Origin of the sequence: Microbacterium sufflavum (assembly GCF_023091155.1) — a bacterium.
GTDB lineage: Bacteria > Actinomycetota > Actinomycetes > Actinomycetales > Microbacteriaceae > Microbacterium > Microbacterium sufflavum.
Genome location: NZ_JAHWXK010000001.1, coordinates 1 through 26,733 on the forward strand (window position 1 = coordinate 1; position 26,733 = coordinate 26,733).

Here is a 26,733-nt window from a genome sequence, read left to right on the forward strand (position 1 = left end):
CTGAACGAGGATAATTTGGCATTTGACAAGTGCACGCTGTTGAGTTCTCAAGGATCGGATGCTCCCACGACCCAGCCATCACAACCAGGCCCGCAGGGCAACTTCTCTATCTTAGCCATCCCGTTTCCGTTGTCAAATCGCCGTTCGGCGACCTGCTCGAGGGAACGAGTCAGCACCTTCATCCGGATTGCTCTATCGAGCTCTTCTGGAATCGGGAGGTGTTCGATGCTTGACGGGAGCCGGTCCGAGGACCTCCGCTCAACCGTTTGGGGCGAACAGCTAATAACTTACGTGGATTCCGGGGGTCGGGCAAATCGCCCCATCCGCCCGGGCGTGTCGCACCCCCACCCGGCGGATTCCGGCTCGGATCCTACGCAGCGGTCGCCGGGCGACGGGTCCGCGACGCGCGCTCACGTTCTGCTGCGGCATCGAACCATTCGCGCCGAGATGATGTTGCGGACGGAACGGAAGCCTCGGGCGGAGACGAAGAAAGCCGCCGGTGACCCGGCGGCCTTCTTCATGTGTTGTTGTGGACCTAAGGGGATTCGAACCCCTGACCTCCTCGATGCGAACGAGGCGCGCTACCAACTGCGCCATAGGCCCGTGAACGAGTTCTACGTTATCACGATGCGCGGGGTGCTCGTGTCGGCGCAGTCAACCAGCCGCTCGCCGTGCGAGAAGCTCGCGAACGTGCGCCTCGATCTCGGCGTCGTCCACGAAACCCATCCGCGCGTACGGAGAATCCGCCGCGGGTGCGGGGATCGCGACGGGGGGAGCGGGAGCGAGGCGCTCAGCGCGCTCCCGCAGCTCGGCGCGTCGCGCGGCGTCACGTCGCGCCTGCTGCGCATCCATCTCGGCACGCGCGACGTGCGCTCGCGAGCCGGTGACCGAGACCATCGGTTCGGGAAGCGGGCGCGGCGTCCAGGTCGCCCGCCCCTGGTCGTGAAGCTCCGGAGCGACGCGCTGCGCTTCCGCCGGCACCGCGACCCGGGGTCGGCGAGCCGCGCGTACCGCCACCGACGCCATGCGCTGCAGGATCAGTGCGGCGATGAGGGTGAGCGCGCCGCCCACCCACAGGAGCACGGAGGATCCGGCGGCAAGGAGCTGCCATACGCCGAACCCGGCGGCGACGAGGCCGAGCAGAAGCGTGGACGTCGCAAGCATCCGCGTGCGCCGACGCGCGCGTGCACGCCGGACCGCCGGGTCCGCCTTGGTGGCAGCGAGCTGCTCGCGCAACGCCTCGAGCTCGGCCGCCTCGCGCTGCGACTGCACGCGCTTCGCGAGCTTCTGCTGAGCGAGCACCGTCCGGGCATTGAGCTCGACGTGCACCTCGCTCGGCGTCTCACTGGTCTCTGCCAGCACGCGGAGGGCCTGGTTCAGCCGCACGGCGTTGCGCTCCGCGGCGTTGTACTGGAAGCGTCCGCGCCAGGACGGCAGGAGATAGAGCATCCACAGGAGCACGGCGACGAGCACGATCACTCCCCCGCTCAGCACCGGCCCGTCCATAACGACAACGGTAAGGGCAGCGGGGTGGCGCCGCCGTGCAGCCGGGCGCGTGTCGCGGTGTGTCCGGGCGGAATAGGACTGGATCAGAGCGAGATGCGGTCCGAAGGAGGGACGGCCGCGGCCTCAGGCGGGACCTGACCGCTCAGCCAGCGGGCGAGCACACCCTGGGGCACGTCTTCCCGGGTGAGTGCGAAAGCGTAATGATCGCGCCAGTCGCCATCGATGTGGATGTACCGGCGACGAAGGCCCTCGTACCGGAAGCCGAGCTTCTGCACGACGCGGAGACTCGCGGCGTTCTCGGGTCGGATGCAGATCTCCATCCGATGCAGACCGTACTCCGTGAAGCAGGCGTCGGTCGCGAGGGCGACAGCGGTCGGAGTGATCCCCCGCCCGGCGAACCGCTCGCTGACCCAGTAGCCGATGGTCGCGGAGCACAGGGATCCCCGCGCCACTCCCCACACGTTCAGCTGCCCCGCGATCTCACCGTCGCACTCCATGACGAACGGATAGCCACCGCCGTCGCGGTACTGCTGAAGCAGTCGCCGGATGCTGAGGCGCATGTCGAACGACACGGCGCCATGCGGCACTGTCGCCTCCCACGGCTGCAGCCACGACCGGTTCGTCAGCAGCTCGTGCTGAAGCGGCCTGGCGTCCTTGGTCCTGATCAGGCGCAGCTCAACGGGCCCGTGCCGCATCCCCGCCATCATCTCCATGCCGCACCCCGACCGCCCGCGCGATCGCCTAGAGGCGCTCCGCGAAGTCCTTCAGCCAGGGGCGGAGCTCGGCTCCGAGATCATCGCGGTCGGTCGCCAGCTGCACGATCGCCTTGATGTAGTCCACACGGTCACCCGTGTCGTAGCGGCGCCCGCCGAACACCACGCCGACGACGCCGGGACCGCCCTCGGCCGTCGCGAGCTCCTGCAGCGCGTCGGTGAGCTGGATCTCGCCGCCCTTGCCCGGCTCGGTCCGCTCGAGGATCTCGAAGACGGACGCGGGGAGCACGTAGCGGCCGATGATCGCGAGGTTCGACGGCGCATCCTCCTTGGCGGGCTTCTCGACGAGACCGGTGACCCGCACCGCGTCGGATCCCTCGATCGGCTCGACGGCAGCGGCGCCGTACATGTGGATGCTGTCCGGGTCGACCTCCATGAGCGCGATGACGGCCGCGCCCGTGCGTTCGTGCTGGGCGATCATCTCCGTGAGCAGCGGGTCGCGCTCGTCGATCAGGTCATCACCCAGCAGCACGGCGAACGAACTGTCACCGACGTGCGTGCGGGCACGCAGCACCGCGTGCCCGAGCCCCTTGGGCTCGCCCTGACGCACGAAGTGGATGTCGGCCAGATCGCTCGACTTCATCACGCGCTCGAGCCGACCGGTGTCGCCCTTCTCCATGAGCTTGACCTCGAGTTCGGGTACCGAGTCGAAGTGGTTGGAGATCGCGTTCTTGTTCCGCCCGATGATCACCAGGATGTCCTCGATGCCGGCATCGGCAGCCTCCTCGACCACGTACTGGATCGCCGGCTTGTCCACGACGGGGAGCATCTCCTTCGGCATCGCCTTCGTCGCTGGCAGGAAGCGGGTCCCCAGTCCTGCGGCGGGAATGACGGCCTTGATCTTCTCGTTACCCATCCCCACAGCCTACCGCCGGGCCCCGCCCTAGACTCGGAGCATGTGGAAAGACGTCGAGCACGCCAAGCGAGCCCTTCGGGCAGACCTGCGTGAACGGCGTCAACTCCTCTCCGACCCGCAGCGTGAGGCGGCGGCGAACGCGATCGGCGAACGCCTCGACGCGCTGGTGGATGAGCTAGGCGCACGGTCGATCTCCTGCTTCCTCTCGACCACCACCGAGCCCGGGACGCGCGACTTCGTGACCCGCGCTGTGCGGCGGGGAATCCGCGTGCTGCTGCCCGTCACGCGCGCCGACGGGCTGCTCGACTGGGCGGTCGCCGACGACACCGACGAGGTCGCCGAGGGTCTGCACGGACTGCCGGAGCCGACCGGCGAGGTGCTCGGCCCGATCGCGGTGAACGACGTCGACCTCATGATCGTCCCCGCCGCCGCCGTCGACCGCTCCGGCATGCGCATGGGCTGGGGACGCGGCTACTTCGACAAGACGATCGGCTCCATGGAGAAGTGCCCGCCCGTGTATGCCGTCATCTATGATTCCGAGATACTCGACGCACTGCCGCGGGAGGTGCACGATCAGCCGGTGGACGGCATCGTCACCCCGACGCAGACCCTGAACCTGTCGCCCCGGCGACGCTGAACCGCAAGGACCCCATGCCCACCTACGCCTATGCCTGCACGACGTGCGGGCACCAGTTCGACGCTGTCCAGAGCTTCTCCGACGACGCGCTCACGGTCTGCCCCGAGTGCGGCGGCCCGCTGCGCAAGCAGTACGGCTCCATCGGTGTGACCTTCAACGGCTCCGGCTTCTACCGCACGGACTCGCGTGCCGGAAGTGGCACATCCGCGACGGGTTCGGCATCATCGAAGGCGGGTTCGACGACGGGGGCCAAAACGACCGCCGCATCGACCCCGGCCTCGAACTGAGGTCGCACGATATTTGGGGGTTTCCCGTGATCAAGGGATTCAAAGAGTTCATTCTGCGCGGCAACGTCATCGACCTCGCGGTCGCCGTCGTGATCGGCGGTGCGTTCACCGCCGTCGTCAACGCGATCGTCGCCAGCATCATCAATCCGCTGGTGTCGCTGTTCTTCGTCGCGGACGCAGCGGGGAAGTTCGGCCCGAAGATCACCGGCCTGTACGGGCAGGAGGTCACCTTCCCGATCGGTGACCTGATCACCGCGATCATCAGCTTCCTCGCGGTCGCCATCGTGGTGTACTTCGCCTTCGTGATGCCGATGAACATCTACAAGGAGCGTCGCGCGAAGAAGAACCCGGTCGTCGAGGAGGCCGCCCAGGCCAGCGAGACCGAACTCCTCGCGGAGATCCGCGACCTGCTGCAGAAGCAGCAGCGCGGCGCCTGACACCGGGCCGCGCCCCCACGCGGCACAGAACTCACGACGCACGGCCCTCCCGAGGGCCGTGCGTCTTTCTTGTGCAGGGCACTGCCGTGTCAGTAGTGCGGCGGCACGTCGCGCAGGAGTTGCTCGTCGTTCGGGCCCTTGGCGCCCGCGGGAGCGGTCCGGCGTTCGTCGCCGGTCGCGGTGGTCGCCGCCTCAGGGGCCGTGTCGCTCCCCGGAACCGGTGTCAACCGGGCCCGGCGAGCCCCGGGCACCCGAACCACGCGCTGCCGAGGCTCCGCGTCGCCGCTGTCACTCACGCCCGCGGTCGCCGAGGTCGATGGGCTGCGTGTCGTTCTCGGCCCGAGCCGTCGACTCCGCGATGCCGAGCACGGACGCGATGCGCGTCGCCACGGTGCGCGGGTCGCTGTACAGGTCGAACGCGTGCACGCGCACATAGTGCCACCCGAGGCGGCGGAGCACGTGCGGGCGCAGGCGCAGCGTCTCGCGCAACGATTCGCCGCGCGACTCCGGGTCGGACTCGATCACGACCGCCTTGCCCCGATGCTGCGCCACGAGCGGAAGCAGTCCCCGGTAGTCCACGTCGACCGAGGCTCCGAGTCGTCGCAGCTCCCGCGCGAGGGCCAGCGTCAGTGGATCGGCGAGATCCTCCAGACGTGCGTCACGCGCGCGCGTGGCCAGACCGCCCAGGATCGACATGAGGGTGGCGGCGCCGTGCTCCAGCCGACCGTCGTCGAACGCCGACGGCCGGATCGACGACACCAGGACCATCGACCGGCGCGCCCTGGTCATGCCCACGGTGAGCAGACGCTCGCCGTCCGGGGTCGACAGGTCGCCGAAGTCGCTGAGCACCCGTCCGTGCTTGGTCAGACCGAATCCGAGCGAGAAGATCACGCGGTCGCGGCTCTCCGCCACCGACTCCTCGAGCGTCAGGACCGCGAACGGTTCGGCGGTGTCACGGCCCACGAAGTCCGCGACATCCGAGCGACCGGCGAACGCGGAGGTCACCGCCGCGCGCACCCGCTCGGCGTGGCGCGTGCTCGCCGTGACGACCATGAGCGACTCGGCGGGACGGTGGACGGCATGCTCCACCACGAGCGTGACCACCCGCGCGACCTCGGCGTCCGGGCTCTCGACCGCTCCGGAGACGGGGTCGGGAGTGCCCGTTCCCCCCTCCACGTAGTCGACCGTGAGGCTGCCTCGGCCGAGATAGGACCCGGCCCACGGGAGGGAGACGATCTCCCCGCCGTAGAACGCGTCATTGATGAGCTCCGCGAGGTCCTCACCACCCGCGCGATAGCTCCGGGTGAGGGTCATCACGGGCAGCAGCTCGGACAGGCGCTCGAAGACCGACACCTCGTCGAACGGGACCTCGGCCTCCCACTCCTCGGACGGATCGACGGCGATGTGGAACGGCGTGGGCCGCTGTGTCACCGGATCACCGAACGCGACCACCTGGCGCGCGCGACGGATCGCCGGGGCGGCCTCCGCGAGATTGATGGCAGCGGCGTCGACCAGCAGCACGGTGTCGAACTCCACCGAGTCAGGGATCTCCGGCACGAGGTACGGCGACGAGATCCACACCGGGGCGAGCACGTCGACCAGGGTCGGCGCCGCGCTCACGACCTCCGCGGTCGTGGTCGACGGCTGGGTCAGCGCACGGCGCAGATGCTGCGACTGCTGCGGCTCGTCGACGATCGCGATACGCCACTGGTTGGCCAGCTGCCACGCCAGCAACGGTCCCGCCATCGCCGCATGCGCCTCGTCCACAAGCCGGAAGTCGCGCTCGAGCCGGTCGACGACGGCCGTGTTCGCACCCAGCAGGGACCGGTTGTCCTGCAGCGCCCGCTCCAGCAGCGACTGCCACCACGCGAACTCGAGCTCCTCCCCCACCTGGGCCTCGGACACATGTCGCACCGAGAGCTCAGTGAGCAGCGGCTCCAGCCCGAGGAGAGCCAGCTTGTCGCGCAGCTGCGCGCGCTCGACGAGGTTCTCGAACACCTCGGACTTCGCCGCGAGACCCGCCAGCATCCGCACCAGCCGCGCGACCGGGAGGGAGGACAGAGGCTCACGGCGTCCCAGGGCCGCATCCAGTTCCGCCAGCTCCGCCTCGACCCGCTGCCAGGCCACGTAGACGTCGGCGAGCCCGAGCGGGATCTCCGGAGCGACGCCCGCATCGACATAGCGCTGCCACTGCGTGCGCTGCGTCTGGATGCGCAGCAGCGCCTCGTGCATCTCGGTCACGTGCACACCCGGACGCACGTACTCCTTCGCCAGCCGTCGCAGCCGACGACGGTTCGCGCCGGACATCCCCGGCGTATCGCGTCGTGAGCCGTGCGCCTGGATGAGCTCGCCGAGCGGCCGCTCGAACACGGTCGGGCTGAAGCGATCGAGCGTGTCGCGGATGCCCTGCAGCAGGCGGAGGTACTCGCCGAGCTCGTCGATCGTGGCGAAGGGGCGCATATGCGTCTGTGCGATCAGCTCGTAGCCGCGCTCCAGGAGGGCCGGGACGCTCGTCGCGTGCAGTCGCCCGGCGAGCTCGTGTGCGGCACGGGCGGCCTCGGTGCTGGCGAACGTGACGCCGTACCAGGGAGAGTCGTTGGGCCCGACGCGGAACTCGCCGAGACGAGCCGCGTGCGCGAGGGCCTCGGCCGCGTCCGTCCGATCGGCGGCGAGTCGCCGGAGCGCGTCGATCCCCAGCCTCGCTGTGGTCGAGGGCGGAACCGGAAGGGAGGCGAGGCGGGTGAGATGGCGCGTGGCGTCGAGGACCGAGGCGTCGAGCCCCGGCACGGGTGACGTCAGTGCCTCACGGTAGTCGCGCAGCACAGTGCGGAGCCGGACGAGTGCGTCGTCGACCTCGCTCACCTTCGGCGCCGTCGCCTTCTCGTTGCGGCCGATCGCCTTCACGAGGTCGCGTCGCACGCTGGCGGGCGACACGGCGAGGCTGTCCAGCCCGATGCCGGCGAGACGGTGGCGCACGCCGTCGAGAGTGGACCGTCGCGCTGACACCACGAGCACGCGCTTGCCCGCCCGGACCAGCTCGCCCATGGCGTTGATGACGGTCTGCGTGCCCCCGGTCCCCGGAAGCGTCGCCACGGTCAACGAGTGCCCGGCCGCGATGCGTGCGAGCACCGCCTCCTGTTCGGCGTCGGCATCCAGAAGAAGGTTGTCCGACGCGGGGGCACGATCGTCCGGGCCCGTGTGATGCGGCACCGCCCGGGGCGCAGCGAGCTGTTCGCGATCCCCGACGTGGCCGCCGAGAGCGTTGAGCACGGTGTGGTCGAGGGTTGCGCCATCGCGGGACATGGCGGAACCGACGTCGGCGAAGGTCGATACGACGAGACGCGGCTCGACGGAGAAGGTGTCGATTGATCGCGTGAGCGCGCGGAGACTGTCGATCACCGGCTGCGGCTTGAAGATGCCGCCGTCGTACGCGAGAGCAGCGAGGGCATCGGCATCGATCGTGAGACCGAAGTGCTCCCTCGCGATGCGCACGAGCTCGGGGTTCACCTCGAAGGCGCCCTGGAGCTTGAGCTCGAAGTCGGTATGGTGACGGCGGATCGCGAGCGGCCGCAGCAGCACGGGCGCGGCGAACCACGCGCCACCGATCCGCCATCGCGCGACACCGACCGCCAGGTGCACGGCCTCGATGCCACGGACCGTGCGCAGCTCGGTGTTCTTCGCGGTGATGCGCTCGGCCGCGAGTCGGGCGGTGCGCAGTCCCACCTCGTCGCGGAAGAGATTGGACAGCAGCGTGGACTTGCCGGTGATGAACTGCGGGAGGCTGCCGGGGTGGGCCTTGGAGATGTCGATGCCGGACTCCGGCCCGTCACGGAAACTGGTGAGCGGGGAGGGACCTCCGAGATCAGCCGCCTCCGCCTTCAGCCTCGTCCGCTCGGCCTCGGCGGCATGCGCGATGTCCACGCCGGTCGAGGTCTCGTGGAGGTCGCCGAGAGGCACAGCGGTCTCCGCCGCCGTGCCGTCCGCAGACTTCCCTTCACGTCGCCACACACTCACACCCTAGGCGCGCGACCGCCGGAGGCCGGTATCCCTGGCGGGTTTCCGCCGAAAATCCGCGCATCCGTCCCGCGTTCACCCTCCCTCCCCCGCCAAGGCCTCGGCTCAGGTTCTCCACGGTCCGTGAATCGCGACGAGCGCAGCATCGTCCTCATCGGCCGCGCCCACCAGGATGGTGCCATGAGCTTCCGCTACGACTTCGCCCCGACGCCGTTCGGCGATGCCCTCGCCGTGTTCTCCGACGAGGGCATCGTGCGCTTCGACCTCTCCGAGTCGGAAGACCCGAGCGTCCCCTGGCTGCTGGAGGGGGTGTCTCGGCAGCTGGGCGCCGTTCCCGCCCCTGCCCCCGGCGCCGCCGACGAACTGGCGCAGCTGCTCCTCGACTACTTCGACGGCGATCCGGTGCGGTTCGACACGCACCTGCGCATCGACTGGCGACTCACGGACGGCTTCGCGCGGCGAGCGCTGCAGACCATCTGCGAGATCGAGTGGGGGCAGACCATGAGCTATGGGGAGGTCGCGATCCTCGCCGGCCACCCCGGAGCGGCCAGAGCGGTCGGCACCGCCTGCCGCGTCACGCCCTTCTCCATCATCGTCCCGGTCCATCGTGTGGTGCGGTCCGACGGATCACCGGGCCAGTACGGCGCGCACCCCGACCGCAAACGATTCCTCCTCGACCTCGAGTCCCACTGAGCCTCCCGACCCCACGCACCCGACCCCGCAGAGAAGTGGACCCGGCGAGTAGGCCGCCGGGTCCACCTCCCTGTTCCGCCGAGGCGACGGGGTCTCTAGTGGTCCACCGCCTTCTCGGCACCGAAGCCGGTGAGGGAACGGACCTCCATCTCCGCAGCGAGCTCGGGCGACTCGCGTCGGGTGCTCGTGACCGTGCCGAGCCAGCCGAGGAGGAAGCCCAACGGGATGGAGACGATCCCCGGATTGTTGAGTGGCCACACCGCGATGTCGATGCCGGGGATCATCGACGTCGGCGTCCCAGAGAAGACCGGAGACAGGACGATCAGCAGGATCGCCGAGCCCAGGCCGCCGTACATGCTCCACACCGCGCCACGCGTGGTGAACCTCCGCCAGAACAACGAGTAGAGGATCGTCGGCAGGTTCGCCGACGCCGCGACGGCGAAGGCGAGCGCCACCAAGAACGCGATGTTCTGCCCCTGAGCGCCGATACCGCCCACGATCGCGAGGATGCCGATCACGATGACCGTGCGACGGGCGACGCGCACCTCGCCGTTCGGATCGGCCTCGACCGGGTTCCCCGCGGCATCCTTGCGTCCCTTCTGGATCACATTGGCATAGATGTCATGGGCGAACGACGCCGCAGCCGTGATGGTCAGCCCGGCGACCACCGCGAGGATCGTGGCGAACGCGACGGCCGAGATGAAACCGAGCAGCACGGGGCCGCCGAGCTGCAGCGCCAGGAGCGGTGCCGCCGAGTTCACCCCACCGGGTGCTGCCGCGATCACATCCGCTCCGACGAGCGCGCCGGCGCCGTAGCCCAGTACCAACGTCAGCAGGTAGAAACCGCCGATGAGCCAGATGGCCCACACCACAGACCGCCGCGCCTCCTTGGCCGTCGGCACCGTATAGAACCGCATGAGCACATGCGGCAGACCGGCGGTACCGAGCACCAGGGCCATGCCGAGGGAGAGGAAGTCCCACGGATTCGCCCCGTACTGCAATCCGGGCGCGAGCACCGCGTCACCCTTGTCGGAGTTGGCGACCGCAGCCTCAAGCAGCGTGTTGAGGCTGAACCCGTTGAGCGCGAGCACCCAGATCGTCATCCCGAGAGCGCCGCCGATGAGCAGGACCGCCTTCACGATCTGCACCCACGTGGTTCCCTTCATCCCCCCGATCAGGACGTACACGATCATGAGGATGCCGACCACCGCGATCACGATCGACTGTCCGACGCGCCCGTCGATGCCGAGCAGCAGCGAGACGAGCCCGCCGGCGCCGGCCATCTGCGCGAGCAGGTAGAAGAAGCACACCGCCAGGGTGGTGATGGCCGCCGCCATGCGCACCGGGCGCTGCTTCAAGCGGAACGACAGCACATCCGCCATCGTGAACTTCCCGGTGTTGCGCATGAGCTCGGCCACCAGCAGGAGCGCGACAAGCCAGGCCACGAGGAACCCGATCGAATAGAGGAAGCCGTCGTACCCGTTGATGGCGATCGCACCGCAGATGCCGAGGAAAGACGCGGCGGACAGATAGTCGCCGGCGATCGCGAACCCGTTCTGCGGCCCCGTGAACGAACGCCCCGCCGCATAGTAGTCCGCCGCCGTCTTGTTGTTCCTGCTCGCGCGGATGACGATGAACAGGGTCACCGCCACGAAGGCCAGGAAGATCGAGATGTTGAAGACCGGATTGATCTCGAGGGCGACGGTGTCGGTAGCCGTCCGAATACCGATCATGCGTCGGCCTGCGCCTTCTCCAGTTCATCCCTGATCTCGGTCGCCAGCGGATCGAGTCTGCGATTTGCAAATGCGACATATGCCATGGTGATCGCGAATGTCGTGACGAATTGTCCCAGTCCGAAGAGCAGACCGACCGTGATATCGCCCCACACCCGCTGCGCCATGAAGTCGCGCGCGAATGCGGCCAGCAGCACATAGACGAAGTACCAGACCAGGAAGAAAGCAGCCAACGGGAAGATGAACGATCTCTGCGTTCGCTTCAGCCGGACGAATCGCGGAGACTGTTCGACGGCGACGTAGTCGATCGCTCCGCTCTGAGGGGTCGGTTGATGGTCGTTCATGGGGCCTCCTTGCCACATGTCCCGTGCTCGCGCGGCTCGATCCGCCCGAATGGTAGGGTCGACGCTACGAAACGGGGAACGGCGCCGTCACCCCCGAAAGTAGGTATTCCGTGACCTCTCCGATCGCCGCTGAGACCGAGGCGGATCTCGTCGCCAATGCGGTGCGCGAGCTCGCACGACGCACACGGTTCCCCGTGGCCTTCGGCGGTCTCGTGGAAGAGGGCGTGGTGAGCGTCACCAGCATCGTCGGGGCCCGCACCCGGTCGCTCGACGGGCTGCGCGTCCGACCGGAACGGGGTCTCGGCGGGCGCGCCATGATGGAGTTGCGGCCGCGCATGACCAGCGACTACGGCTCCTCACGGCAGATCACGCACGACTACGACGTCTTCGTCCTCGGCGAGGGGCTGCGCACGCTTCTGGCCCTGCCCATCGTGGTGCAGGGACGCTCGCGCGGCGTTCTGTACGCCGGTGCCTGGGACCACGCGCAGGTCGGCGGGGTGACCACGGCGCCCGCCATGCAGGTGGCGCAGTCGGTGGCGGACGAGCTCCGCATCAGGGACGAGGTGCAGCGGAGGCTCCGTGCGGCGACGGAAACGCCGCCGACCGTCGCGGCGCCGCAGCGCGAGGAGCTGCGTGAGAGCTTCGCCGAACTGCGCAGCATCGCCGCCGCGGTCGAGGACGTCGATGTGCGCGCGCGTCTGGCTCAGGTGGAGCGGCGTCTGCTCACCCTTGCCGGTGAGACCGTGCCGCCCACCACCGCCCCGGTGCCGGTGGTGCACCTCTCCCCTCGGGAGACGGATGTGCTCGCGTGCGCGGCGCTCGGCGCGACGAATGCCGAGATCGCCGCGCAGCTCGGCCTGAGAGAGGGAACGGTCAAGGCATATCTGGGGACCGCGATGTCGAAGCTCGATGCTTCGACGAGGCACGCCGCGGTGACGAAGGCACGCCGCGCCGGTCTTCTCCCCTGAACTGCTTCTCTCTCCGGCCGAGCGACCATGAATTATTGCTGCGTTTGCGTGCCGCAGGTACAGTCGCATTCATGGCGAGAAGAATTGTGCATCAACTGGTCGACGATATCGACGGCAGCGTCCTGGAGGTCGGTGAAGGCGAGACCGTGCATTTCTCGTTGAACGGAACGTCCTACGAGATCGATCTGAACGCGGCGCACGCGGAGGAATTGCGCGCCGCACTCGAGCCGTATATCTCCGCGGGCCGCCGCGCCGGGAGCGGATCATCCGCGCCGTCGCGCTCGCGTTCCACCCGGAAACGGCCGGCACGCAACCCCGAAGTCGCGGCAATCCGCGCGTGGGCGAATGAGAACGGCTACACGCTCTCAGAACGCGGGAGGATCCCCGCCCCCATCCTCGAAGCCTACAAAGCGGCCCAGTGACACGGTCCCGCCCCACCTCACGGTCGGGCGGGATCTTCTTTTGCGCCCGCCGTCGCCCACGGCTCATCGCGGAGGGTGATCTCCTCCGTCATGTCCTTCAGGAAGCGGATCACGACATCACGCTCGGCCGAAGACAGCCGAGCGGCTGCATAGAAGCGCTTCGCCTGCTGTCGGCCGACGGTCTCCATCGCGGCGTGCCGCGTCTCCGGCGTGATGGTGATGGCGAGCGCACGACGATCGGTCGGATGAGGCGACCGCCGGATGTGCCCGCCCTTCTCCAGCCGGTCGAGGAGCTTGGTGGTCGCCGCCGTGGACACGCCCAGGTGATGCGCGATGCCGCTGGGGGTCGCGACCATCGCACGGTTGGCACACACGATCAGATAGTGCAGCGCGCGCATGTCGGTCTCGTTGAGCTGCATGTATCGCCGCGAGGCCTGCGACAGCCGCTGCTCGGCGTCTCGAAGATCGCTCAGCGCCTCCATGACGAGGGCGATCTGGCGCAGATCCTCCGGGGGCACCCCGGTGCGATCGATCAGTGTGCTGCGCGGGTCGCTCGCGTCGACGTGGTAGATCGATCCGTGACTCAGCCCGTCTGCGCTCTCCGTCGACGCCGATTCAGCGGAGGAGTCCGCGGCCACAGCCGCCCCGGAGCGCAGGGTGGTGCGGGGCTCGGTGTCCATGCGATCATGTTACACACGAACAGATTCATGCTAAGTTGATATTTCACCAAGTTAGCTAAAGGACGGGGAAGTCATGCAACAGGTCACGCTCCTCGCGGAAGACGGGACAGCCGTCGGCGTCCTTCCCAAGCACGAGGTCCACACGTTCGACACCCCCCTCCATCTGGCCTTCTCGTGCTACGTCCTCGACCCGTCCGGGCGCGTCCTCGTCACGCGGCGCGCCCTGACCAAGCGCACCTGGCCCGGCGTCTGGACCAACAGCTTCTGCGGACACCCTCAGCCCGGCGAGGACATGGCGGACGCGGTGCGGCGGCACGGCCTGCACGAGCTCGGCCTCCGCGTCGACCAGGTCCGCCTCGTCCTCCCCGACTACCGCTATCGCGCCGTGGATGCGAGCGGCATCGTCGAGAACGAGATCTGCCCCGTGCACGTCGCCGTGCTCGATCACGATCCCGTCGCCAACCCGCAGGAGGTGTCGGAATGGGCCTGGGTCGACCCGGCGGCGCTGGCCGAGGCCGTGGCCCTCGCCCCGTTCGCGTTCAGCCCGTGGATCGTCGAGCAACTGCCACGCCTCCGCAGCCTCGGTGAGGTCTGAGCCATGAGCACGACCATCACGCACGAAGACCTCGGTACTCGGATCGAGGAGGTCCTGCGGCGGCGCTTCGCCGAGCGCGCCGTGGCCGCCGAGCATCACGGGGCCGAGTTCGCCGCGCTCTGGAACGAGGCCGCCCAGCACGCCCTCGGCGGCAAGCTCCTGCGTCCGCTCATGCTGATGGAGCTCTTCCCCGCGCTGGCGACGACCGTGCCCACCCGACGCGAGACCGAGGGCGCGATCGACGTGGCCGCGCACGTCGAGCTGTTGCACTTCGCGTTCCTGCTGCACGACGACGTGATCGACGGCGACCTCACGCGGCGCGGGCGGCCCAACCTCATCGGCTCCCTCGTGGCGCGGCGCCCCGACGAGACCGCGGCCGCCGCCCTGCACTGGGGACGCGCGAGCGCGATCCTCCTCGGCGATCTGCTCCTGTCGACCGCGGTGCTCGGCTTCGCCCGCGCCGAGGTGAGCGCCGACGGCCGCGAGCGGCTGCTGGCCCTGCTCGACACCACCGTGTTCGAGACCGTCGCGGGTGAGCACGCGGACGTCGCCCTCAGCGATGGCATCGTCACGCCCGACCTGCGGACCATCCTCGCCACGAGCGCGTCCAAGACCGCGACCTATTCTTTCGTGCTGCCGCTGCGCGCCGCTGCCGTCCTCGCCGGAGCCAGCGCGGAAGCCGAGGAGCAGCTCACCCAGATCGGCACCCACCTCGGACTGGCGTACCAGCTGCAGGACGACCTCCTCTCGGTGTTCGGCGACCCGCACGCACACGGCAAGGACGCCTTCTCCGACCTCCGAGAGGGCAAGGAGACCGCGATCATCGCGTACGCGCGCATGACGAGCCACTGGCCGAGCATCGAGCTGCGCTTCGGCACGGCCGACCTCAGCGCGTCCGACGCCGGCGACATCCGCGACCGTCTGCGCGAGTGCGGCGCCGAGCGCTTCGTCCGCGGACTCGTGCAGGAGCAGCTCACCGCCGTGTCGACCGTGCTCGCCGAGGCGGAGGAGTCCGGCACGCTCAGCCCCGCGGCCGGGCGCACGATCCTGGCGATCGCCGACCGCATCGAGGGCCGCCGCCGATGAGCCCCCGCCCCGTCGAACGCCCGGATCCCGCCGCCCTGCGCCGCTTCAGTCGCACCGCCGAGATCGCCACCACCGACGTCATCCGCACCTACTCCACCTCGTTCGGTCTCGCCACCCGGCTTCTCGGCACGCGGCATCGCCAGCACGTGCGCAACATCTACGCCATGGTGCGTATCGCCGACGAGATCGTGGACGGGGTCGCGGCCGAGGCGGGGCTGGACGCCTCGGCGCAGGCCGCGGCACTGGACTCGTATATCGCCGAGACCCACCGCTCCATGCGCACCGGGTACAGCAGCGACCTGATCCTGCACGCGTTCGCCCGCACCGCGAGGGAGTGCGCCATCGGCGAGGACCTGACGGGGCCGTTCTTCGACTCCATGCGTGCCGACATCTCCCGCGACGCCGGGTTCACCGCCTACGACGCGGACGCCCACGCCGCCTACGTCTACGGCTCGGCCGAGGTCGTCGGGCTCATGTGCCTGCAGGTGTTCCTCCGCGATGCCGACCGCACCCCGGAGGATCTGGAGATCCTGCACCGGGGAGCCCGGCGGCTCGGAGCCGCGTTCCAGAACGTCAACTTCCTGCGCGACCTCGCCGACGACACCGACCGCCTCCAGCGCGGCTACCTCGGTGGCACCGAACGGCTCACGGACGCCGACCGCGACGCCTGGGTCGCCACGGTCGAACGCCAGCTGGCCGACGCCCGCGCCGCGATCCCCCTCCTGCCGAAGGACGCGAGGGCGGCCGTCCGCAGCGCGCTGGCGCTGTTCGCCGCACTCACCCGCCGCGTCGCGAAGACCCCCGCCGCCGAGCTCTACCGCCGCCGTGTGCGTGTGCCGGACCCGGTGAAGGCGCTGCTCGCGGCACGGGCCGTCGCGACCACCGCGTGGGAGCGTGACCGATGAGCCGCGTCGTCGTGATCGGTGCCGGTGTCGCGGGGCTCGCGACCGCGGGGCTCCTCGCCCGCGACGGGCACGGGGTCGTGGTGCTGGAGCGCAACGACCGGGTGGGCGGACGCGCCGGAACGCTCGAACGCGAGGGCTTCCGCTTCGACTCCGGCCCCTCGTGGTACCTGATGCCGGAGGTGTTCGACCACTTCTTCCGGATGATGGGCACCAGCACCGAGGAGCAGCTCGACCTGACGCTGCTCGACCCCGGGTACCGCGTCTTCCGCGCACCGGAGTCGGCGGAGGGCGCTGTCACCGTTCCCGCGGGCCGCGATGCCGTCCGACGACTGTTCGACGACCTCGAGCCGGGCTCCGCTGCCACGCTCGACCGCTACCTCGACTCGGCGTACCACGCGGGCACCATGGCGCAGCGCTACTTCCTCTACAACCCGTTCACCCGCACGCGCTCCCTCGCGGCCCCGGAAGTGCTGCGCGCCCTCCCCCGCCTGTTCTCCCTCCTGGGAACCCGACTCCAGTCGTTCGCCGCCCGGCGCTTCCGCCACCCCGTGCTCCGGCAGATCCTGGGCTACCCGGCGGTCTTCCTCGGCACCGATCCGCGCAGCGCCCCCGCGATGTACCACCTCATGAGCGCGCTCGACCTCGATCAGGGCGTGCTGTACCCGCAGGGCGGATTCTGGCGCGTGGTCGAGCGGATCGCGGCCCTGGCCGAGGACTCGGGCGTCCGCATCGTGACGGGAGCCGAGGTCACCGGCATCCTCACGCGGGACGACAGCGCCGGGACGCACGTGTGGGGCGTGGGGTGGACGGACCCCAACGGAGACCAGCACGTGGAAGAGGCGGACATCGTGGTGTCCGGCGCCGACCTGCACCACACGGAGACCGCGCTGCTGCCGCCGTCGCTGCAGTCGTACCCCGAGTCGTGGTGGGCGCGGCGGACAAGCGGGCCCGGCGGGGTGCTGGTCATGCTCGGGGTACGGGGATCGCTGCCGCAGCTGCCGCACCACTCCCTGTTCTTCACCGACGACTGGGACGCGAACTTCGACGCGATCTTCGGGCGCACCCCGCAGATCCCCGCACCGGCATCGACGTACGTGTGCCGCCCGAGCGCGACCGACGCCGACGTCGCGCCCCCCGACCACGAGAACCTCTTCGTCCTCGTCCCGGTGCCCGCCGATGTCGACCTCGGCCATGGCGGATCGGACGGATCCGGCTCGCCGCAGATCGAAGCGGCCGCCGACGCCGCGATCGACATGATCTCCTCGTGGGCGGGGATCCCGGACCTGCGCGAACGCATCGTGGTGCGCGAGACCGTGGGACCTGCCGACTTCCACGACGACTACCACTCCTGGCGCGGCGGAATGCTGGGCCCGGCGCACACCCTGTCGCAGAGCGCGATGTTCCGCGCGCAGAACGCGTCGCGCCGAGTCCGCGGACTGTACTACGCGGGCGCCACGACGGCGCCCGGGGTCGGCGTGCCGATGTGCCTGATCAGCGCGGAGCTGGTGCTCAAGCGCATCCGCGGCGACCACTCGCCCGGTCCCCTCCCCGAACCCGCGCCCTCGGAACGGACGGCCCGGCCGTGACCGGCGCGATCTACCTCGGCGCCCTGTTGGTGTCGCTCGGGTGCATGCTGCTGCTGGACTGGCGCTTCCGCCTGTTCTTCTGGCGCGACGCGTTCGCGGCGGCGGTCGTGACGCTTCTCGGGGTGGCGTTCTTCCTTGTGTGGGACGTGGCGGGCATCGCCGCCGGGATCTTCTTCCGCGGTGAGGCGGTGATCGCGACGGGCATCGTCCTCGCCCCGGAGCTGCCGATCGAGGAGCCGGTCTTCCTGGTGTTTCTGGTCGTGTGCACCATGGTCCTGTACGGCGGTGCCGTGCGGCTCGTGGAGCGTCGCCGCGCACGGCCGCCCCACGCGGAGGCCGCCCGATGACGTATCTGCAGCTGTCCGCCGTGTTCCTGGCCGTCGCCGCGACGGGCGGCCTCGTCGCCGCGCTCGTGGCCCGGCGCGGTCCCCACGCCGGCGCTCTGGCCGCCACCGCCCTGACCCTCCTGGCGCTCACGGCCGTGTTCGACACCGTCATGATCGCGACCGGGCTCTTCCACTACTCCCCCGCACATCTCGTCGGCGTACACATCGGTCTCGCTCCGCTGGAGGACTTCGCCTATCCGGTCGCCGCGGTGCTGCTGCTGCCCGCCGTGTGGACCGCCCTGCGGGCGCGACGTTCCCGTAGGGGGACCTCGGCCGCGGCGACCGCAGCCGCCACCGAACGGGAGGAGCGCGCATGAGCCGGGCGTCCGTGCCGCGCACGGGAGTCGGACACGACATCGCGCAGATCCTCCTGTCGTCGCGGCCCATCAGCTGGATCAACACCGCCTTCCCGTTCGCCGCCGCCTACCTGCTCAGCACGCGCGAGATCGACCCCACGTTCGTCATCGGCACGCTGTACTTCCTCATCCCCTACAACCTGGCGATGTACGGCATCAACGACGTGTTCGACTACGCGTCCGACCTGGCGAACCCGCGCAAGGGCGGGATCGAGGGAGCACTGCTGTCGCCGCGCATCCACCGCGCCACCCTGTGGGCCGCTGCCGCGACCAACGTGCCGTTCCTCGTCTACCTGTTCGCGGTCGGCAACCCTGCGTCGTGGTGGTGGCTCGCGGTGAGCGTGTTCGCGGTGATCGCCTACTCCGCGCCGGTGCTGCGCTTCAAGGAACGGCCGTTCCTCGACTCGATCACGTCGAGCACCCACTTCGTCAGCCCGGCCATCGTCGGCCTCGCCCTCGCGGGAGCTCCGGTCTCGGCGGCGACCGTGGTCACGCTCGGCGCGTTCTTCCTGTGGGGCATGGCAGCGCACGCGTTCGGCGCCGTGCAGGACGTGGGGCCGGACCGCGAGGGCGGCATCTCGTCCATCGCCACCGTGATCGGAGCCCGAGCCACCGTGCGCCTCGCGATCGGCCTCTGGGCGGTGGCGGGGGTCGCAATGCTCCTCACGCCCTGGCCCGGCCCCCTCGCGGCGGTACTCGCCGTGCCCTACATCGTGAACGCCGCACCGTGGTGGAACGTCACCGATGACACCTCCGGCAGGACCAACCGCGCCTGGCGCCGCTTCATCGCCCTCAACTACATCGCCGGCTTCCTCGCCACGATGATCCTCATCCTCGCCTGGGTCTCCTGACTCCGACACCCCCGCGACGACCCCACCTCCTCCCGAAAGGAACCCGATGTCCCGCCCCGCCGAAACGCCGACCCCGCCGTCCCGAGAGCGCGTCCGTCGCCACTCGTGGCTGCGGGTCTTCCTCCCGGTCCTGCTGATCCTGGTGTGGCTGGCCGGGGCGTCGTTCGGTGGCCCCCTGTTCGGCAAGGTCGACGAGGTCTCCTCGAACGACCAGACCACGTACCTGCCCGAATCGGCCGACGCGACCACCGTGCAACAGCTCCTGGGCGAGTTCAACGACAGCGACGCGATCCCGGCCATCGCGGTGTTCACCTCGGACCAGGAGCTGACGCAGACCGAGCTCGACGCGATCAGCGATGCGGTCGCCGACGCTCCGTCGGTCGAGGGCGTCGCGGACGACGTCTCGCCCGCGCTCCCCTCCGACGACGGGAAGGCCGTGCAGGCGTTCATCCCGATCGAGGGCGACGCGGAACTCGCCGATACCACCACGGCGCTCGGCGAGGAGTTGCGCGCGGCGGTCCCCGACGGGGTCACGGTCTACATCACCGGACCGGCCGGTTTCAGCGCCGACCTGGTCGCCGGCTTCTCGGGCATCGACGGCCTCCTGCTCGGGGTGGCGCTGCTGGCGGTCCTCGTGATCCTCGTCCTGGTCTACCGGTCGTTCCTGCTGCCCCTCGTCGTGCTGTCCACGAGTCTGTTCGCGCTGTGCGTCGCGCTCCTGGTGGTGTGGTGGCTGGCGAAGTGGGAGATCCTGCTGCTGAGCGGACAGACCCAGGGCATCCTGTTCATCCTCGTGATCGGCGCCGCGACCGACTATGCGCTGCTCCTCGTCGCCCGCTTCCGTGAAGAGCTGCGCGTCGCGCAGGACAAGGGCGTCGCGCTGCGGGCCGCGTGGAAGGGCTCGGTCGAGCCGATCGTCGCGTCAGGCGGCACCGTGATCGCCGGACTGCTGTGCCTGCTGCTCAGCGACCTGAAGTCGAACAGCACGCTGGGGCCGGTCGCCGCGATCGGCATCGTGTTCGCGATGCTGTCGGCGCTCACACTGCTCCCGTCGTTGCTGCTGCTCTTCGGGCGCGCGGTGTTCTGGCCCCGCCGGCCCCGTTTCGAGCCCGAGGTCGTCGCGGAGGAGCACGGCATGCGCACCACCGGGCTGTGGGCTCGCCTCGCCGGCGCGGTGAAGAAGCGCCCCAGGGTGATCTGGATCGTGACGACGCTCGTGCTCCTGGCCGGAGCCGCCGGAGTCACCCAGCTCGACGCGGTGGGAGTGCCGCAGTCCGACCTCGTGCTCGGAGCGTCTGAGGCGCGCGACGGGCAGGTCGCGCTGGGCGAGCACTTCCCCGGCGGGTCGGGCAGCCCGGTGTCGGTCGTGGTCGACGAGGAGCGCATGCAGGACGCGGCGGACGTGCTCCTGGCCAACGATGGGATCGACGGGGTCACGGTGACCGCCGCCGACTCCCCGAGCGGCTCCGCGCCGATCGACGAGGACGGGATCACGGCGGTCGGCCCTCCGGGGACCCCCGCCCCGGATCCCACGGTCGTGGACGGTCAGGTGCTGCTGCAGGGGACCCTGACCGACGCAGCGGACTCCGCCGAGGCTGCCGCGACGGTGCGGGAGCTGCGCGTCGAGCTCGACGACCTCGGTGCGATCGTGGGCGGCGTCACGGCCACATCGGTCGACACGAACGATGCCTCGATCCACGACCGCAACCTCATCATCCCGGTGATCCTGCTCGTGATCATGCTGATCCTGATGCTGCTGCTCCGGTCGATCCTCGCCCCGGTGCTGCTGATCCTGACCACGGTGCTGTCGTTCGGAACCGCGCTCGGCGTGTCCGCGCTCGTGTTCAACGGGATCTTCGCGTTCCCCGGCGCCGACCCGGCCGTCCCGCTCTACGGCTTCGTGTTCCTCGTGGCCCTGGGCATCGACTACAACATCTTCCTGATGACCCGCGTGCGCGAGGAGTCGAAGCAGCACGGAACACGCGAGGGCATCCTGCGCGGGCTCTCGATCACCGGGGGCGTCATCACCTCTGCCGGCCTCGTGCTCGCCGCGACGTTCGCTGCCCTCTCGGTGATCCCGATCCTGTTCCTCGTGCAGCTCGCGTTCATCGTCGCGTTCGGCGTCCTGCTCGACACGTTCGTCGTGCGCTCGCTGCTCGTGCCCGCTCTCACGTACGACATCGGGAAGGCCATCTGGTGGCCGTCCGCGCTGTGGCGCCGCGGGAAGCCGTGACGACGGGATCGCGGGAAGGGTGCCCTCGACAGGATTCGAACCTGCGACCTGCCCTTTAGGAGAGGGCTGCTCTATCCTGCTGAGCTACGAGGGCGCGCACCCAGTCTACGGGACCGGGATGCGCGCCCTCGGCCGCTCAGGGTCAGGCCGCGAGGGCGAGGTACGGCTCCCACCGCGGGTCGCTCCGCTCGGACCCCCGCACCGTCCAGGCGGTGCCGTGGGGTGGGCGCGGCGTGAACCGCAGCTGCCACCGCATCTCCTGCGGCGTGCGATTGCTCTTGAGGTTGTTGCACCGCAGGCAGCACGCGACGAGGTTCTCCCACGAGTCCGCTCCCCCGCGCGACCGGGGCAGGACGTGGTCGATGGTCGATGCCGACTTGCCGCAGTAGCCGCAGCGGTGGTCGTCGCGGCGGAGCACCCCGCGCCGGGTGACCGGAACACGTCGCCCGGTCGGCACCCGCACGTAGCGGGACAGGATGATCACGGCTGGCCGGTCGTAGACACCGTGCGTCCCCCAGACGGGGTCGTCTTCGACGCGCTCGATCACGGTCGCTTTCTCATTCATGACCAGGACCAGTGCTCGCTTGAACGACACGATCGCCAGCGGTTCGTACCCGGCGTTCAGGACCAGTGTGCGCATTCGTCATCCTCTCGATCCGCCGGGACGGCTTCCCGGCACTCTCGACTCACACGGCATCGCACAGGCGGTGGAGTGCACGCAGGGACGAAAAAAGGCGCTGTCTAGAGACAGCGCCTTTCGCGCGCGGCAGGACCGCGGCATCCCTGCGGGCGATGCTGAAGGACGTGACGACCGAGGGCATCCATGGTTCGGATGGTCGGTATTCGCTCCATCAGCCTCTCCCGCCTGTTCGACGACGGGTTCAGGCTAACCCATCCCACAGGGGGCAGGGCGCAACAGCGGGTGAACGATCGGAGGTGTGTCCGTCAGCCGGCGTTGATCGAGAGCCAGTTGCCCGGCTCCACCAGGCCGCCGTTGATCCACACCTCGAAGTGCAGGTGGTTCGCGGTCGAACGTCCCGTGCTGCCGACGTAGCCGATGAGCTGACCGGCCGCGACGCTCTGGCCGGCCTGCACCTGACGCGAGCCGTAGAGCATGTGGCCGTACGTGGTCTGCACGCGCTGGCCGCCGATGACGCTGTCGAGCATGACGCACACGCCGTAGCCGCCGATGTTCTCGGCCGAAGCCCGGACGACGCCGGCCGCAGCCGCGTAGATCGGGGTGCCCGCGGGTGCGAGCATGTCGATGCCGTTGTGACCGCCGCCGATGGTGCGGCTGACGTGCCACGAGCCGAGCGGCAGCGGATAGCGCACCTCGCCGGAGCCCGGCGCGGTGAGCGCGTAGCCGGCCGTGTTGAAGCGACCGCCCGACGACGAAGCCGCAGCGGTGGCGGCGGCCGCGGCGCGAGCGGCAGCGGCCTCCTCGGCCTTCTTCTTCGCGATCTCGTCGGGAGTCGTCGCGCTGAAGGTGCCGCGCACGACAGGAGCGGAGGTCGCCTCGGAAGCGACGACCAGCGACTGCGCGTCGACCGCGGCGAGCTGCTGCACCGTCGTGGTGGCGGCATCGGCCGGCTTGGATGCGGCGTAGGCGGGAAGCGCGACGGCGGCGACCAGTGCACCGACGGCACCGAAGATCGCCACCGACCGGAGAGGCTTGACCACCTTTCGCGCCGTCACCTTCGGTGGGGTGCGGCGAGCCGGAACTCGATCTTCAGGTGTCTTCTCGGTCGGTTCGATGTCTGCGGCCAAAACGTGGTCCTCCTGGGCCTTCGCACCTCGGGTGTGCTGGCTCATCGGCGCTCTCCTCGATGGCGCGGATGGGGAATCGGGTACAAGAGTCATCCGTGCCGAGAAGACGATGAGCCTGAAGGCGTATCTTCGCGGTCCATCCCCAACGGGCTTCTTCGCTGAGGACCTGACCGAGGTTACCGGAAGATAACGATCATGTCACCCTGGGAAACTGGCAATCCTCGGTGAGGCCGTCCCACGCCCCGAGACGGTGCGCGACGAACCGCGATTCTGCGGCGCGATCAGGCCGGTTCGCCCACCAGGAAGATGTGCGACGCGAGCTCGACGGGAAGCTCGAGCCCCTCGTCCTTGCCGTCCATCTGGATGAGGACGTAGCCCTCGTTGAACCGGAAGTCACCGCGCGCCCCCGGTACGACGCCCGCATCGCGCAGCTGCTCCAGCAGCTCGGGGTCGACCTGCGCGGGCTCGGCCAGACGACGCACCGTGCCCTCGACGGGCTCGCCCGCCGCGTTCAGACGCTGCACCAGACCGACGACGCCCTCATCGAACGTCCGGGCCGGGAGGTCGCCGAGCTGATCCAGACCGGGGATCGGATTGCCGTAGGGCGACTCCGTGGGATGCCCGAGCAGCTCGACGAGGCGGCGCTCCACCTGCTCGCTCATCACGTGCTCCCAGCGGCAGGCCTCTTCGTGCACGAACGCCCAGTCGAGTCCGATCACATCCGACAGCAGGCGCTCGGCGAGACGGTGCTTGCGCATCACGTCGACCGCCTTGCGGCGACCGGCGTCGGTGAGCTCGAGCGTACGATCCTCGGAGACCACGACGAGCCCGTCGCGCTCCATCCGCCCGACCGTCTGCGACACGGTCGGTCCGGAGTGGCCGAGCCGCTCGGAGATGCGCGCGCGCAGCGGCACGATGTTCTCCTCCTCGAGTTCGAGGATGGTGCGGAGATACATCTCCGTGGTGTCGATCAGATCGGTCATGTGCGGGCCCTCCGAAGTTCTTAGGCAAGCCTACATTCCCGCGGGGACATCGGATCGACAGCAGGCGGGGCGGCCCCGTGCGCTCCCCCTAGAATCGACCCATGGCGATCGAGATTCCCGGTGACCTCCTGCCCGCTGACGGGCGCTTCGGCTGCGGCCCCTCGAAGGTGCGGCCCGCACAGCTGGAGGCGCTGCTCTCCTCCGGCTCGTCGATCCTCGGCACCTCGCATCGTCAGGCGCCCGTGAAGAACCTCGTCGGCAGCGTGCGCGAGCGGCTCGCCGCGCTGTTCCGCATCCCGGACGGATACGAGATCCTGCTCGGCAACGGCGGCTCCACCGCGTTCTGGGATGCCGCGGCGTTCGGCCTCATCGAGCGTCGTAGCCAGAACCTCGTGTTCGGCGAGTTCGGCGGCAAGTTCGCCGCCGCCGCCGGGGCCCCGTGGCTCGAGGCCCCCGACGTGCGCAGAGCGGAGCCGGGATCCTGCACGCAGGCCGCATTCGTCGACGGGATCGACGTGTACGCGTGGCCGCACAACGAGACCTCGACCGGCGTGAGCGCTCCGGTGTCGCGCGTCGACGCCGACGGGGCCCTGACCGTGATCGATGCGACGAGCGCGGCGGGCGGCATCGACTTCGACGTCGCGCAGGCCGATGTGTACTACTTCGCCCCGCAGAAGAACCTCGGGTCGGACGGCGGACTGTGGTTCGCGGCCGTCTCGCCCGCCGCGGTCGACCGCATCGAGCGCATCGCCGCTTCGGGCCGCTACATCCCCGAGTTCCTCAGCCTCAAGCAGGCAGTCGACAACTCCCGACTCAACCAGACCCTCAACACCCCGGCGCTGACCACGCTGCACCTGCTCGACAGCCAGCTGCAGTGGATCCTCGACAACGGCGGCCTCGCCTGGGCTGCGGCGCGCACCGCGGAGTCGTCCTCCGTGCTGTACGACTGGGCCGAGGCCTCCACCGTGGCGACGCCGTTCGTGTCCGACCCGGCACACCGCTCGCCGGTCGTCGCGACGATCGACTTCGACGACAGCATCGACGCGGCAGCGATCGCGAAGACGCTGCGCGCCAACGGCATCGTCGACACCGAGCCGTACCGCAAGCTCGGACGCAATCAGCTGCGCGTCGCGACGTTCGTCTCCATCGAGCCCGACGACATCCGTCAGCTCACGCGCTCGATCGACTACGTGCTGGAGAACCTCGGCGGCTGAGCGCCGGGACTCACTCCTCCTCGTCGACCTCGCCGGCGTCCGCACCGCGGACGTCGGCGTCGTCGTCTTCGGCGTCGTCGTCTTCGGCGTCGTCTTCGACATCTGCGTCGTCGTCCTCCGCGTCGTCGGATGCGGAGTCGTCGAGTTCGTCGTCGGATGCGGAGTCGTCGAGCTCGTCGATGTCGACGCCGTCGAGGTCGCCGGCGTGAAGGATGTCGGACGCCTCGTCGTCATCCTCGTCGAGCTCGTCGTCCAGGACATCGTCGAGTTCGACGTCCGCGGCTCCGTCTGACCGGTCGCCGTCATCGCCGTCCGTTGCCGCCGCAGCCGCGTCGGCGAGCTCGGCCTGGTGCGCGCGATACTCCGCCAGGCGCTCGGCCCAGGGCACCCATTCGGGCGCGAGGAGTGCGCCGTCGCCCGGCAGGAGCTCGGCCTCCAGCACCGTGGGCTCTTCGTCGTCGACGCGGGCCACCGTCACGGTCCAGTACCACCCCGGATATCCGGCCAGCCGGTTCTCGAAGCGCAGCGAGACCGATCCGTCTTCCTCTGCGATGTATCCGGCGGCCGGCCCGATGGTGGACGCGGGAGTGAACTCGCGCAGCGCTGCGAGCGCGAGATCATGGGCCTCGACGAGGCGGGCGTCAGCCTCAGGCTTCGAGGTCATCAGCGACCTTGCGCAGAACGGCTGCGATCTTGCGGCCGTGACCGGAGGACGGGTAGCGCCCGCGACGCAGATCGCCGCCGATGCCGTCGAGCAGCTTCACCAGGTCTTCGATGATGATCGCCATGTCGTCGGCGGGCTTGCGCTTGGCCTTCGCCAGGCTGGGCGGGGCCTCGAGCACCCGCACGGACAGCGCCTGCAGGCCGCGCTTGCCATCGGCGACGCCGAACTCCACGCGCGCACCCGCCTTGATCGCGGTGCCGGCCGGCATCGCGGAGGCGTGCAGGAAGACGTCCTGGCCGTCATCGCTGGCGATGAAGCCGAAACCCTTGTCTTCGTCGTAGAACCTGACCTTGCCGGTGGGCATGGGTGAACCTCGCTGGTATCGAAAAGCAGAACAGAGCGCGCTCGTGCGCGTGCGTCCAGCCTACCGGTCGCGGGGCGAACGGAACCGACCGCGCCGGGGCGAGTAGTCTGGAGCGGATGAGCACGCAGAGCCCCGGACCGGAGGTCCCCATCCGCCGGATCGATCGCATCCTGGCGTTCACCGCACTCGGGATCGCCGCCGCCTCCGTGGTGTGCTTCTTCGCGATCATCATCGGCACCGCCACGGGCATGGACCGCGCCGCGTTCGGTGAAGGCGCGTGGCCGGTCGTCGCCGCGATCCCCTACTGGGGGCTGCCACTCGCGTTCGTGCTGATCATCACCCTGCTGATCATGAGCTTCGTCCGGAAGGGTCGCGCGCAATCGCGTCGCTGAG

General features: G+C 69.5%; 28 protein-coding genes and 2 tRNA genes. 16 read left to right on the plus strand and 14 right to left on the minus strand.

Annotation, left to right across the window (positions count from 1 at the left end; genetic code table 11):
• Nucleotides 1–530: 530 nt before the first annotated feature.
• The 4 genes from KZC56_RS00005 to galU all read right to left on the minus strand — a co-directional run bounded on the left by KZC56_RS00005 (nucleotide 531) and on the right by galU (nucleotide 3,135).
• Nucleotides 531–603, minus strand: a tRNA-Ala gene (locus KZC56_RS00005).
• A 51-nt stretch (nucleotides 604–654) separates the two neighbouring features.
• The gene (locus tag KZC56_RS00010; protein ID WP_136046239.1) at nucleotides 655–1,506 is read right to left on the minus strand and encodes a hypothetical protein; all 852 of its coding nucleotides are present in this window, start codon (nucleotides 1,504–1,506) and stop codon (nucleotides 655–657) included.
• 83 nt (nucleotides 1,507–1,589) lie between these two features.
• The gene (locus KZC56_RS00015; RefSeq protein WP_136031613.1) at nucleotides 1,590–2,201 is read right to left on the minus strand and encodes a GNAT family N-acetyltransferase; all 612 of its coding nucleotides are present in this window, start codon (nucleotides 2,199–2,201) and stop codon (nucleotides 1,590–1,592) included.
• Nucleotides 2,202–2,247: 46 nt separating this feature from the next.
• Entirely contained in the window at nucleotides 2,248–3,135 is an 888-nt protein-coding gene (gene galU, locus KZC56_RS00020; protein WP_136031593.1) for a UTP--glucose-1-phosphate uridylyltransferase GalU, read from the minus strand.
• Nucleotides 3,136–3,175: 40 nt separating this feature from the next.
• Here galU and KZC56_RS00025 point away from each other — a divergent pair, with 40 nt between their 5' ends.
• The 3 genes from KZC56_RS00025 to mscL are packed head-to-tail and all read left to right on the plus strand — an operon-like array spanning nucleotide 3,176 to nucleotide 4,496.
• Nucleotides 3,176–3,772 carry a 5-formyltetrahydrofolate cyclo-ligase gene (locus tag KZC56_RS00025; protein WP_136031591.1) on the plus strand — a complete coding sequence of 199 codons (597 nt, stop codon included), beginning with the start codon at nucleotides 3,176–3,178 and terminating at the stop codon, nucleotides 3,770–3,772.
• 14 nt (nucleotides 3,773–3,786) lie between these two features.
• Nucleotides 3,787–4,059 (plus strand): FmdB family zinc ribbon protein, encoded by a 273-nt coding sequence (locus tag KZC56_RS00030; RefSeq protein WP_136031589.1) that lies wholly within the window; start codon nucleotides 3,787–3,789, stop codon nucleotides 4,057–4,059.
• Nucleotides 4,060–4,085: 26 nt separating this feature from the next.
• Nucleotides 4,086–4,496 (plus strand): large conductance mechanosensitive channel protein MscL, encoded by a 411-nt coding sequence (gene mscL, locus KZC56_RS00035; RefSeq protein ID WP_136031587.1) that lies wholly within the window; start codon nucleotides 4,086–4,088, stop codon nucleotides 4,494–4,496.
• Between the two features lie 288 nt (nucleotides 4,497–4,784).
• On the opposite strand, the gene KZC56_RS00040 is transcribed toward mscL, so the two are convergent.
• Entirely contained in the window at nucleotides 4,785–8,453 is a 3,669-nt protein-coding gene (locus tag KZC56_RS00040) for an AAA family ATPase (protein WP_247637581.1), read from the minus strand.
• 237 nt (nucleotides 8,454–8,690) lie between these two features.
• Here KZC56_RS00040 and KZC56_RS00045 point away from each other — a divergent pair, with 237 nt between their 5' ends.
• Nucleotides 8,691–9,203, plus strand: a complete 513-nt coding sequence (locus KZC56_RS00045) for a methylated-DNA--[protein]-cysteine S-methyltransferase (RefSeq protein WP_136046243.1) — start codon at nucleotides 8,691–8,693, stop codon at nucleotides 9,201–9,203.
• Nucleotides 9,204–9,298: 95 nt separating this feature from the next.
• Here KZC56_RS00045 and KZC56_RS00050 read toward each other — a convergent pair whose 3' ends face one another.
• Together KZC56_RS00050 and KZC56_RS00055 are read right to left on the minus strand one after the other, a co-directional pair.
• Nucleotides 9,299–10,936 (minus strand): monocarboxylic acid transporter, encoded by a 1,638-nt coding sequence (locus KZC56_RS00050; RefSeq protein WP_206253002.1) that lies wholly within the window; start codon nucleotides 10,934–10,936, stop codon nucleotides 9,299–9,301.
• On the minus strand, nucleotides 10,933–11,280 hold the full coding sequence (locus tag KZC56_RS00055) for a DUF485 domain-containing protein (RefSeq protein ID WP_136037065.1): 348 nt from the start codon (nucleotides 11,278–11,280) through the stop codon (nucleotides 10,933–10,935). The genes KZC56_RS00050 and KZC56_RS00055 overlap by 4 nt, the downstream gene beginning before the upstream one ends.
• Before the next feature lie 110 nt (nucleotides 11,281–11,390).
• Here KZC56_RS00055 and KZC56_RS00060 point away from each other — a divergent pair, with 110 nt between their 5' ends.
• Nucleotides 11,391–12,248: a LuxR C-terminal-related transcriptional regulator gene (locus KZC56_RS00060; RefSeq protein WP_136037066.1), complete on the plus strand. Its 858-nt coding sequence runs from the start codon at nucleotides 11,391–11,393 to the stop codon at nucleotides 12,246–12,248.
• Between the two features lie 71 nt (nucleotides 12,249–12,319).
• Nucleotides 12,320–12,670: a histone-like nucleoid-structuring protein Lsr2 gene (locus KZC56_RS00065; protein ID WP_247637582.1), complete on the plus strand. Its 351-nt coding sequence runs from the start codon at nucleotides 12,320–12,322 to the stop codon at nucleotides 12,668–12,670.
• A gap of 17 nt (nucleotides 12,671–12,687) precedes the next feature.
• Here KZC56_RS00065 and KZC56_RS00070 read toward each other — a convergent pair whose 3' ends face one another.
• On the minus strand, nucleotides 12,688–13,350 hold the full coding sequence (locus tag KZC56_RS00070) for a MarR family winged helix-turn-helix transcriptional regulator (RefSeq protein WP_247637583.1): 663 nt from the start codon (nucleotides 13,348–13,350) through the stop codon (nucleotides 12,688–12,690).
• A gap of 73 nt (nucleotides 13,351–13,423) precedes the next feature.
• On the opposite strand from KZC56_RS00070, the gene idi reads away from it, so the two are divergent.
• From idi to KZC56_RS00110, 8 genes are read left to right on the plus strand one after another with little or no spacing between them, the layout of a single operon-like run.
• Nucleotides 13,424–13,945: an isopentenyl-diphosphate Delta-isomerase gene (gene idi, locus KZC56_RS00075; RefSeq protein WP_247637584.1), complete on the plus strand. Its 522-nt coding sequence runs from the start codon at nucleotides 13,424–13,426 to the stop codon at nucleotides 13,943–13,945.
• 3 nt (nucleotides 13,946–13,948) lie between these two features.
• Nucleotides 13,949–15,031: a polyprenyl synthetase family protein gene (locus KZC56_RS00080; RefSeq protein ID WP_136031569.1), complete on the plus strand. Its 1,083-nt coding sequence runs from the start codon at nucleotides 13,949–13,951 to the stop codon at nucleotides 15,029–15,031.
• Nucleotides 15,028–15,936 carry a phytoene/squalene synthase family protein gene (locus KZC56_RS00085; protein WP_206252998.1) on the plus strand — a complete coding sequence of 303 codons (909 nt, stop codon included), beginning with the start codon at nucleotides 15,028–15,030 and terminating at the stop codon, nucleotides 15,934–15,936. The genes KZC56_RS00080 and KZC56_RS00085 overlap by 4 nt, the downstream gene beginning before the upstream one ends.
• On the plus strand, nucleotides 15,933–17,522 hold the full coding sequence (crtI, locus tag KZC56_RS00090; RefSeq protein WP_247637585.1) for a phytoene desaturase family protein: 1,590 nt from the start codon (nucleotides 15,933–15,935) through the stop codon (nucleotides 17,520–17,522). The genes KZC56_RS00085 and crtI overlap by 4 nt, the downstream gene beginning before the upstream one ends.
• Entirely contained in the window at nucleotides 17,519–17,869 is a 351-nt protein-coding gene (locus KZC56_RS00095) for a lycopene cyclase domain-containing protein (RefSeq protein ID WP_372490532.1), read from the plus strand. Before crtI ends, KZC56_RS00095 begins: the two co-directional genes overlap by 4 nt.
• On the plus strand, nucleotides 17,866–18,225 hold the full coding sequence (locus tag KZC56_RS00100; protein WP_136046248.1) for a lycopene cyclase domain-containing protein: 360 nt from the start codon (nucleotides 17,866–17,868) through the stop codon (nucleotides 18,223–18,225). The genes KZC56_RS00095 and KZC56_RS00100 overlap by 4 nt, the downstream gene beginning before the upstream one ends.
• A complete protein-coding gene (locus KZC56_RS00105; protein WP_136031561.1) occupies nucleotides 18,222–19,115 on the plus strand; it encodes a prenyltransferase in 894 nt (297 codons plus the stop codon). The genes KZC56_RS00100 and KZC56_RS00105 overlap by 4 nt, the downstream gene beginning before the upstream one ends.
• Before the next feature lie 46 nt (nucleotides 19,116–19,161).
• Nucleotides 19,162–21,348, plus strand: a complete 2,187-nt coding sequence (locus tag KZC56_RS00110) for an MMPL family transporter (protein ID WP_247637586.1) — start codon at nucleotides 19,162–19,164, stop codon at nucleotides 21,346–21,348.
• A gap of 20 nt (nucleotides 21,349–21,368) precedes the next feature.
• Here the strand turns inward: KZC56_RS00110 and KZC56_RS00115 are convergent.
• From KZC56_RS00115 to KZC56_RS00130, 4 genes are all read right to left on the minus strand, one after another.
• A tRNA-Arg gene (locus tag KZC56_RS00115) sits at nucleotides 21,369–21,442 on the minus strand.
• 48 nt (nucleotides 21,443–21,490) lie between these two features.
• Entirely contained in the window at nucleotides 21,491–21,988 is a 498-nt protein-coding gene (locus KZC56_RS00120) for an HNH endonuclease (RefSeq protein WP_136031557.1), read from the minus strand.
• 305 nt (nucleotides 21,989–22,293) lie between these two features.
• The gene (locus KZC56_RS00125; RefSeq protein ID WP_240744570.1) at nucleotides 22,294–23,028 is read right to left on the minus strand and encodes a M23 family metallopeptidase; all 735 of its coding nucleotides are present in this window, start codon (nucleotides 23,026–23,028) and stop codon (nucleotides 22,294–22,296) included.
• A gap of 368 nt (nucleotides 23,029–23,396) precedes the next feature.
• Nucleotides 23,397–24,098 carry an iron-dependent transcriptional repressor DtxR gene (locus KZC56_RS00130; protein ID WP_136031553.1) on the minus strand — a complete coding sequence of 234 codons (702 nt, stop codon included), beginning with the start codon at nucleotides 24,096–24,098 and terminating at the stop codon, nucleotides 23,397–23,399.
• 101 nt (nucleotides 24,099–24,199) lie between these two features.
• On the opposite strand from KZC56_RS00130, the gene serC reads away from it, so the two are divergent.
• Nucleotides 24,200–25,312: a phosphoserine transaminase gene (gene serC, locus KZC56_RS00135; RefSeq protein WP_247637587.1), complete on the plus strand. Its 1,113-nt coding sequence runs from the start codon at nucleotides 24,200–24,202 to the stop codon at nucleotides 25,310–25,312.
• 10 nt (nucleotides 25,313–25,322) lie between these two features.
• Here serC and KZC56_RS00140 read toward each other — a convergent pair whose 3' ends face one another.
• Together KZC56_RS00140 and KZC56_RS00145 are read right to left on the minus strand one after the other, a co-directional pair.
• Complete coding sequence (locus KZC56_RS00140; protein WP_247637588.1) at nucleotides 25,323–25,976, minus strand: DUF3027 domain-containing protein; 654 nt, start codon at nucleotides 25,974–25,976, stop codon at nucleotides 25,323–25,325.
• Nucleotides 25,960–26,340, minus strand: a complete 381-nt coding sequence (locus tag KZC56_RS00145) for a cold-shock protein (protein ID WP_136031547.1) — start codon at nucleotides 26,338–26,340, stop codon at nucleotides 25,960–25,962. The genes KZC56_RS00140 and KZC56_RS00145 overlap by 17 nt, the downstream gene beginning before the upstream one ends.
• A 116-nt stretch (nucleotides 26,341–26,456) precedes the next feature.
• Between KZC56_RS00145 and KZC56_RS00150 the strand changes: the two genes are divergently transcribed.
• The gene (locus tag KZC56_RS00150) at nucleotides 26,457–26,732 is read left to right on the plus strand and encodes a multidrug ABC transporter ATPase (protein ID WP_136031545.1); all 276 of its coding nucleotides are present in this window, start codon (nucleotides 26,457–26,459) and stop codon (nucleotides 26,730–26,732) included.
• The last annotated feature ends 1 nt before the right edge of the window (nucleotide 26,733 follow it).

What these genes read in the sequence shown, in the direction of transcription:
- KZC56_RS00110 (WP_247637586.1), top strand. Translation starts at nt 19,162, where the DNA reads ATGTCCCGCCCCGCCGAAACGCCGACCCCGCCGTCCCGAGAGCGCGTC.
- KZC56_RS00080 (WP_136031569.1), top strand. Translation starts at nt 13,949, where the DNA reads ATGAGCACGACCATCACGCACGAAGACCTCGGTACTCGGATCGAGGAG.
- KZC56_RS00050 (WP_206253002.1), bottom strand. Translation starts at nt 10,936, where the DNA reads ATGATCGGTATTCGGACGGCTACCGACACCGTCGCCCTCGAGATCAAT.
- KZC56_RS00045 (WP_136046243.1), top strand. Translation starts at nt 8,691, where the DNA reads ATGAGCTTCCGCTACGACTTCGCCCCGACGCCGTTCGGCGATGCCCTC.
- KZC56_RS00145 (WP_136031547.1), bottom strand. Translation starts at nt 26,340, where the DNA reads ATGCCCACCGGCAAGGTCAGGTTCTACGACGAAGACAAGGGTTTCGGC.
- KZC56_RS00055 (WP_136037065.1), bottom strand. Translation starts at nt 11,280, where the DNA reads ATGAACGACCATCAACCGACCCCTCAGAGCGGAGCGATCGACTACGTC.
- KZC56_RS00015 (WP_136031613.1), bottom strand. Translation starts at nt 2,201, where the DNA reads ATGCGGCACGGGCCCGTTGAGCTGCGCCTGATCAGGACCAAGGACGCC.
- crtI (WP_247637585.1), top strand. Translation starts at nt 15,933, where the DNA reads ATGAGCCGCGTCGTCGTGATCGGTGCCGGTGTCGCGGGGCTCGCGACC.
- KZC56_RS00010 (WP_136046239.1), bottom strand. Translation starts at nt 1,506, where the DNA reads ATGGACGGGCCGGTGCTGAGCGGGGGAGTGATCGTGCTCGTCGCCGTG.
- KZC56_RS00070 (WP_247637583.1), bottom strand. Translation starts at nt 13,350, where the DNA reads ATGGACACCGAGCCCCGCACCACCCTGCGCTCCGGGGCGGCTGTGGCC.
- KZC56_RS00105 (WP_136031561.1), top strand. Translation starts at nt 18,222, where the DNA reads ATGAGCCGGGCGTCCGTGCCGCGCACGGGAGTCGGACACGACATCGCG.
- KZC56_RS00120 (WP_136031557.1), bottom strand. Translation starts at nt 21,988, where the DNA reads ATGCGCACACTGGTCCTGAACGCCGGGTACGAACCGCTGGCGATCGTG.
- idi (WP_247637584.1), top strand. Translation starts at nt 13,424, where the DNA reads ATGCAACAGGTCACGCTCCTCGCGGAAGACGGGACAGCCGTCGGCGTC.
- galU (WP_136031593.1), bottom strand. Translation starts at nt 3,135, where the DNA reads ATGGGTAACGAGAAGATCAAGGCCGTCATTCCCGCCGCAGGACTGGGG.
- KZC56_RS00025 (WP_136031591.1), top strand. Translation starts at nt 3,176, where the DNA reads ATGTGGAAAGACGTCGAGCACGCCAAGCGAGCCCTTCGGGCAGACCTG.
- KZC56_RS00085 (WP_206252998.1), top strand. Translation starts at nt 15,028, where the DNA reads ATGAGCCCCCGCCCCGTCGAACGCCCGGATCCCGCCGCCCTGCGCCGC.
- serC (WP_247637587.1), top strand. Translation starts at nt 24,200, where the DNA reads ATGGCGATCGAGATTCCCGGTGACCTCCTGCCCGCTGACGGGCGCTTC.
- KZC56_RS00100 (WP_136046248.1), top strand. Translation starts at nt 17,866, where the DNA reads ATGACGTATCTGCAGCTGTCCGCCGTGTTCCTGGCCGTCGCCGCGACG.
- KZC56_RS00140 (WP_247637588.1), bottom strand. Translation starts at nt 25,976, where the DNA reads ATGACCTCGAAGCCTGAGGCTGACGCCCGCCTCGTCGAGGCCCATGAT.
- KZC56_RS00130 (WP_136031553.1), bottom strand. Translation starts at nt 24,098, where the DNA reads ATGACCGATCTGATCGACACCACGGAGATGTATCTCCGCACCATCCTC.
- KZC56_RS00065 (WP_247637582.1), top strand. Translation starts at nt 12,320, where the DNA reads ATGGCGAGAAGAATTGTGCATCAACTGGTCGACGATATCGACGGCAGC.
- KZC56_RS00030 (WP_136031589.1), top strand. Translation starts at nt 3,787, where the DNA reads ATGCCCACCTACGCCTATGCCTGCACGACGTGCGGGCACCAGTTCGAC.
- KZC56_RS00150 (WP_136031545.1), top strand. Translation starts at nt 26,457, where the DNA reads ATGAGCACGCAGAGCCCCGGACCGGAGGTCCCCATCCGCCGGATCGAT.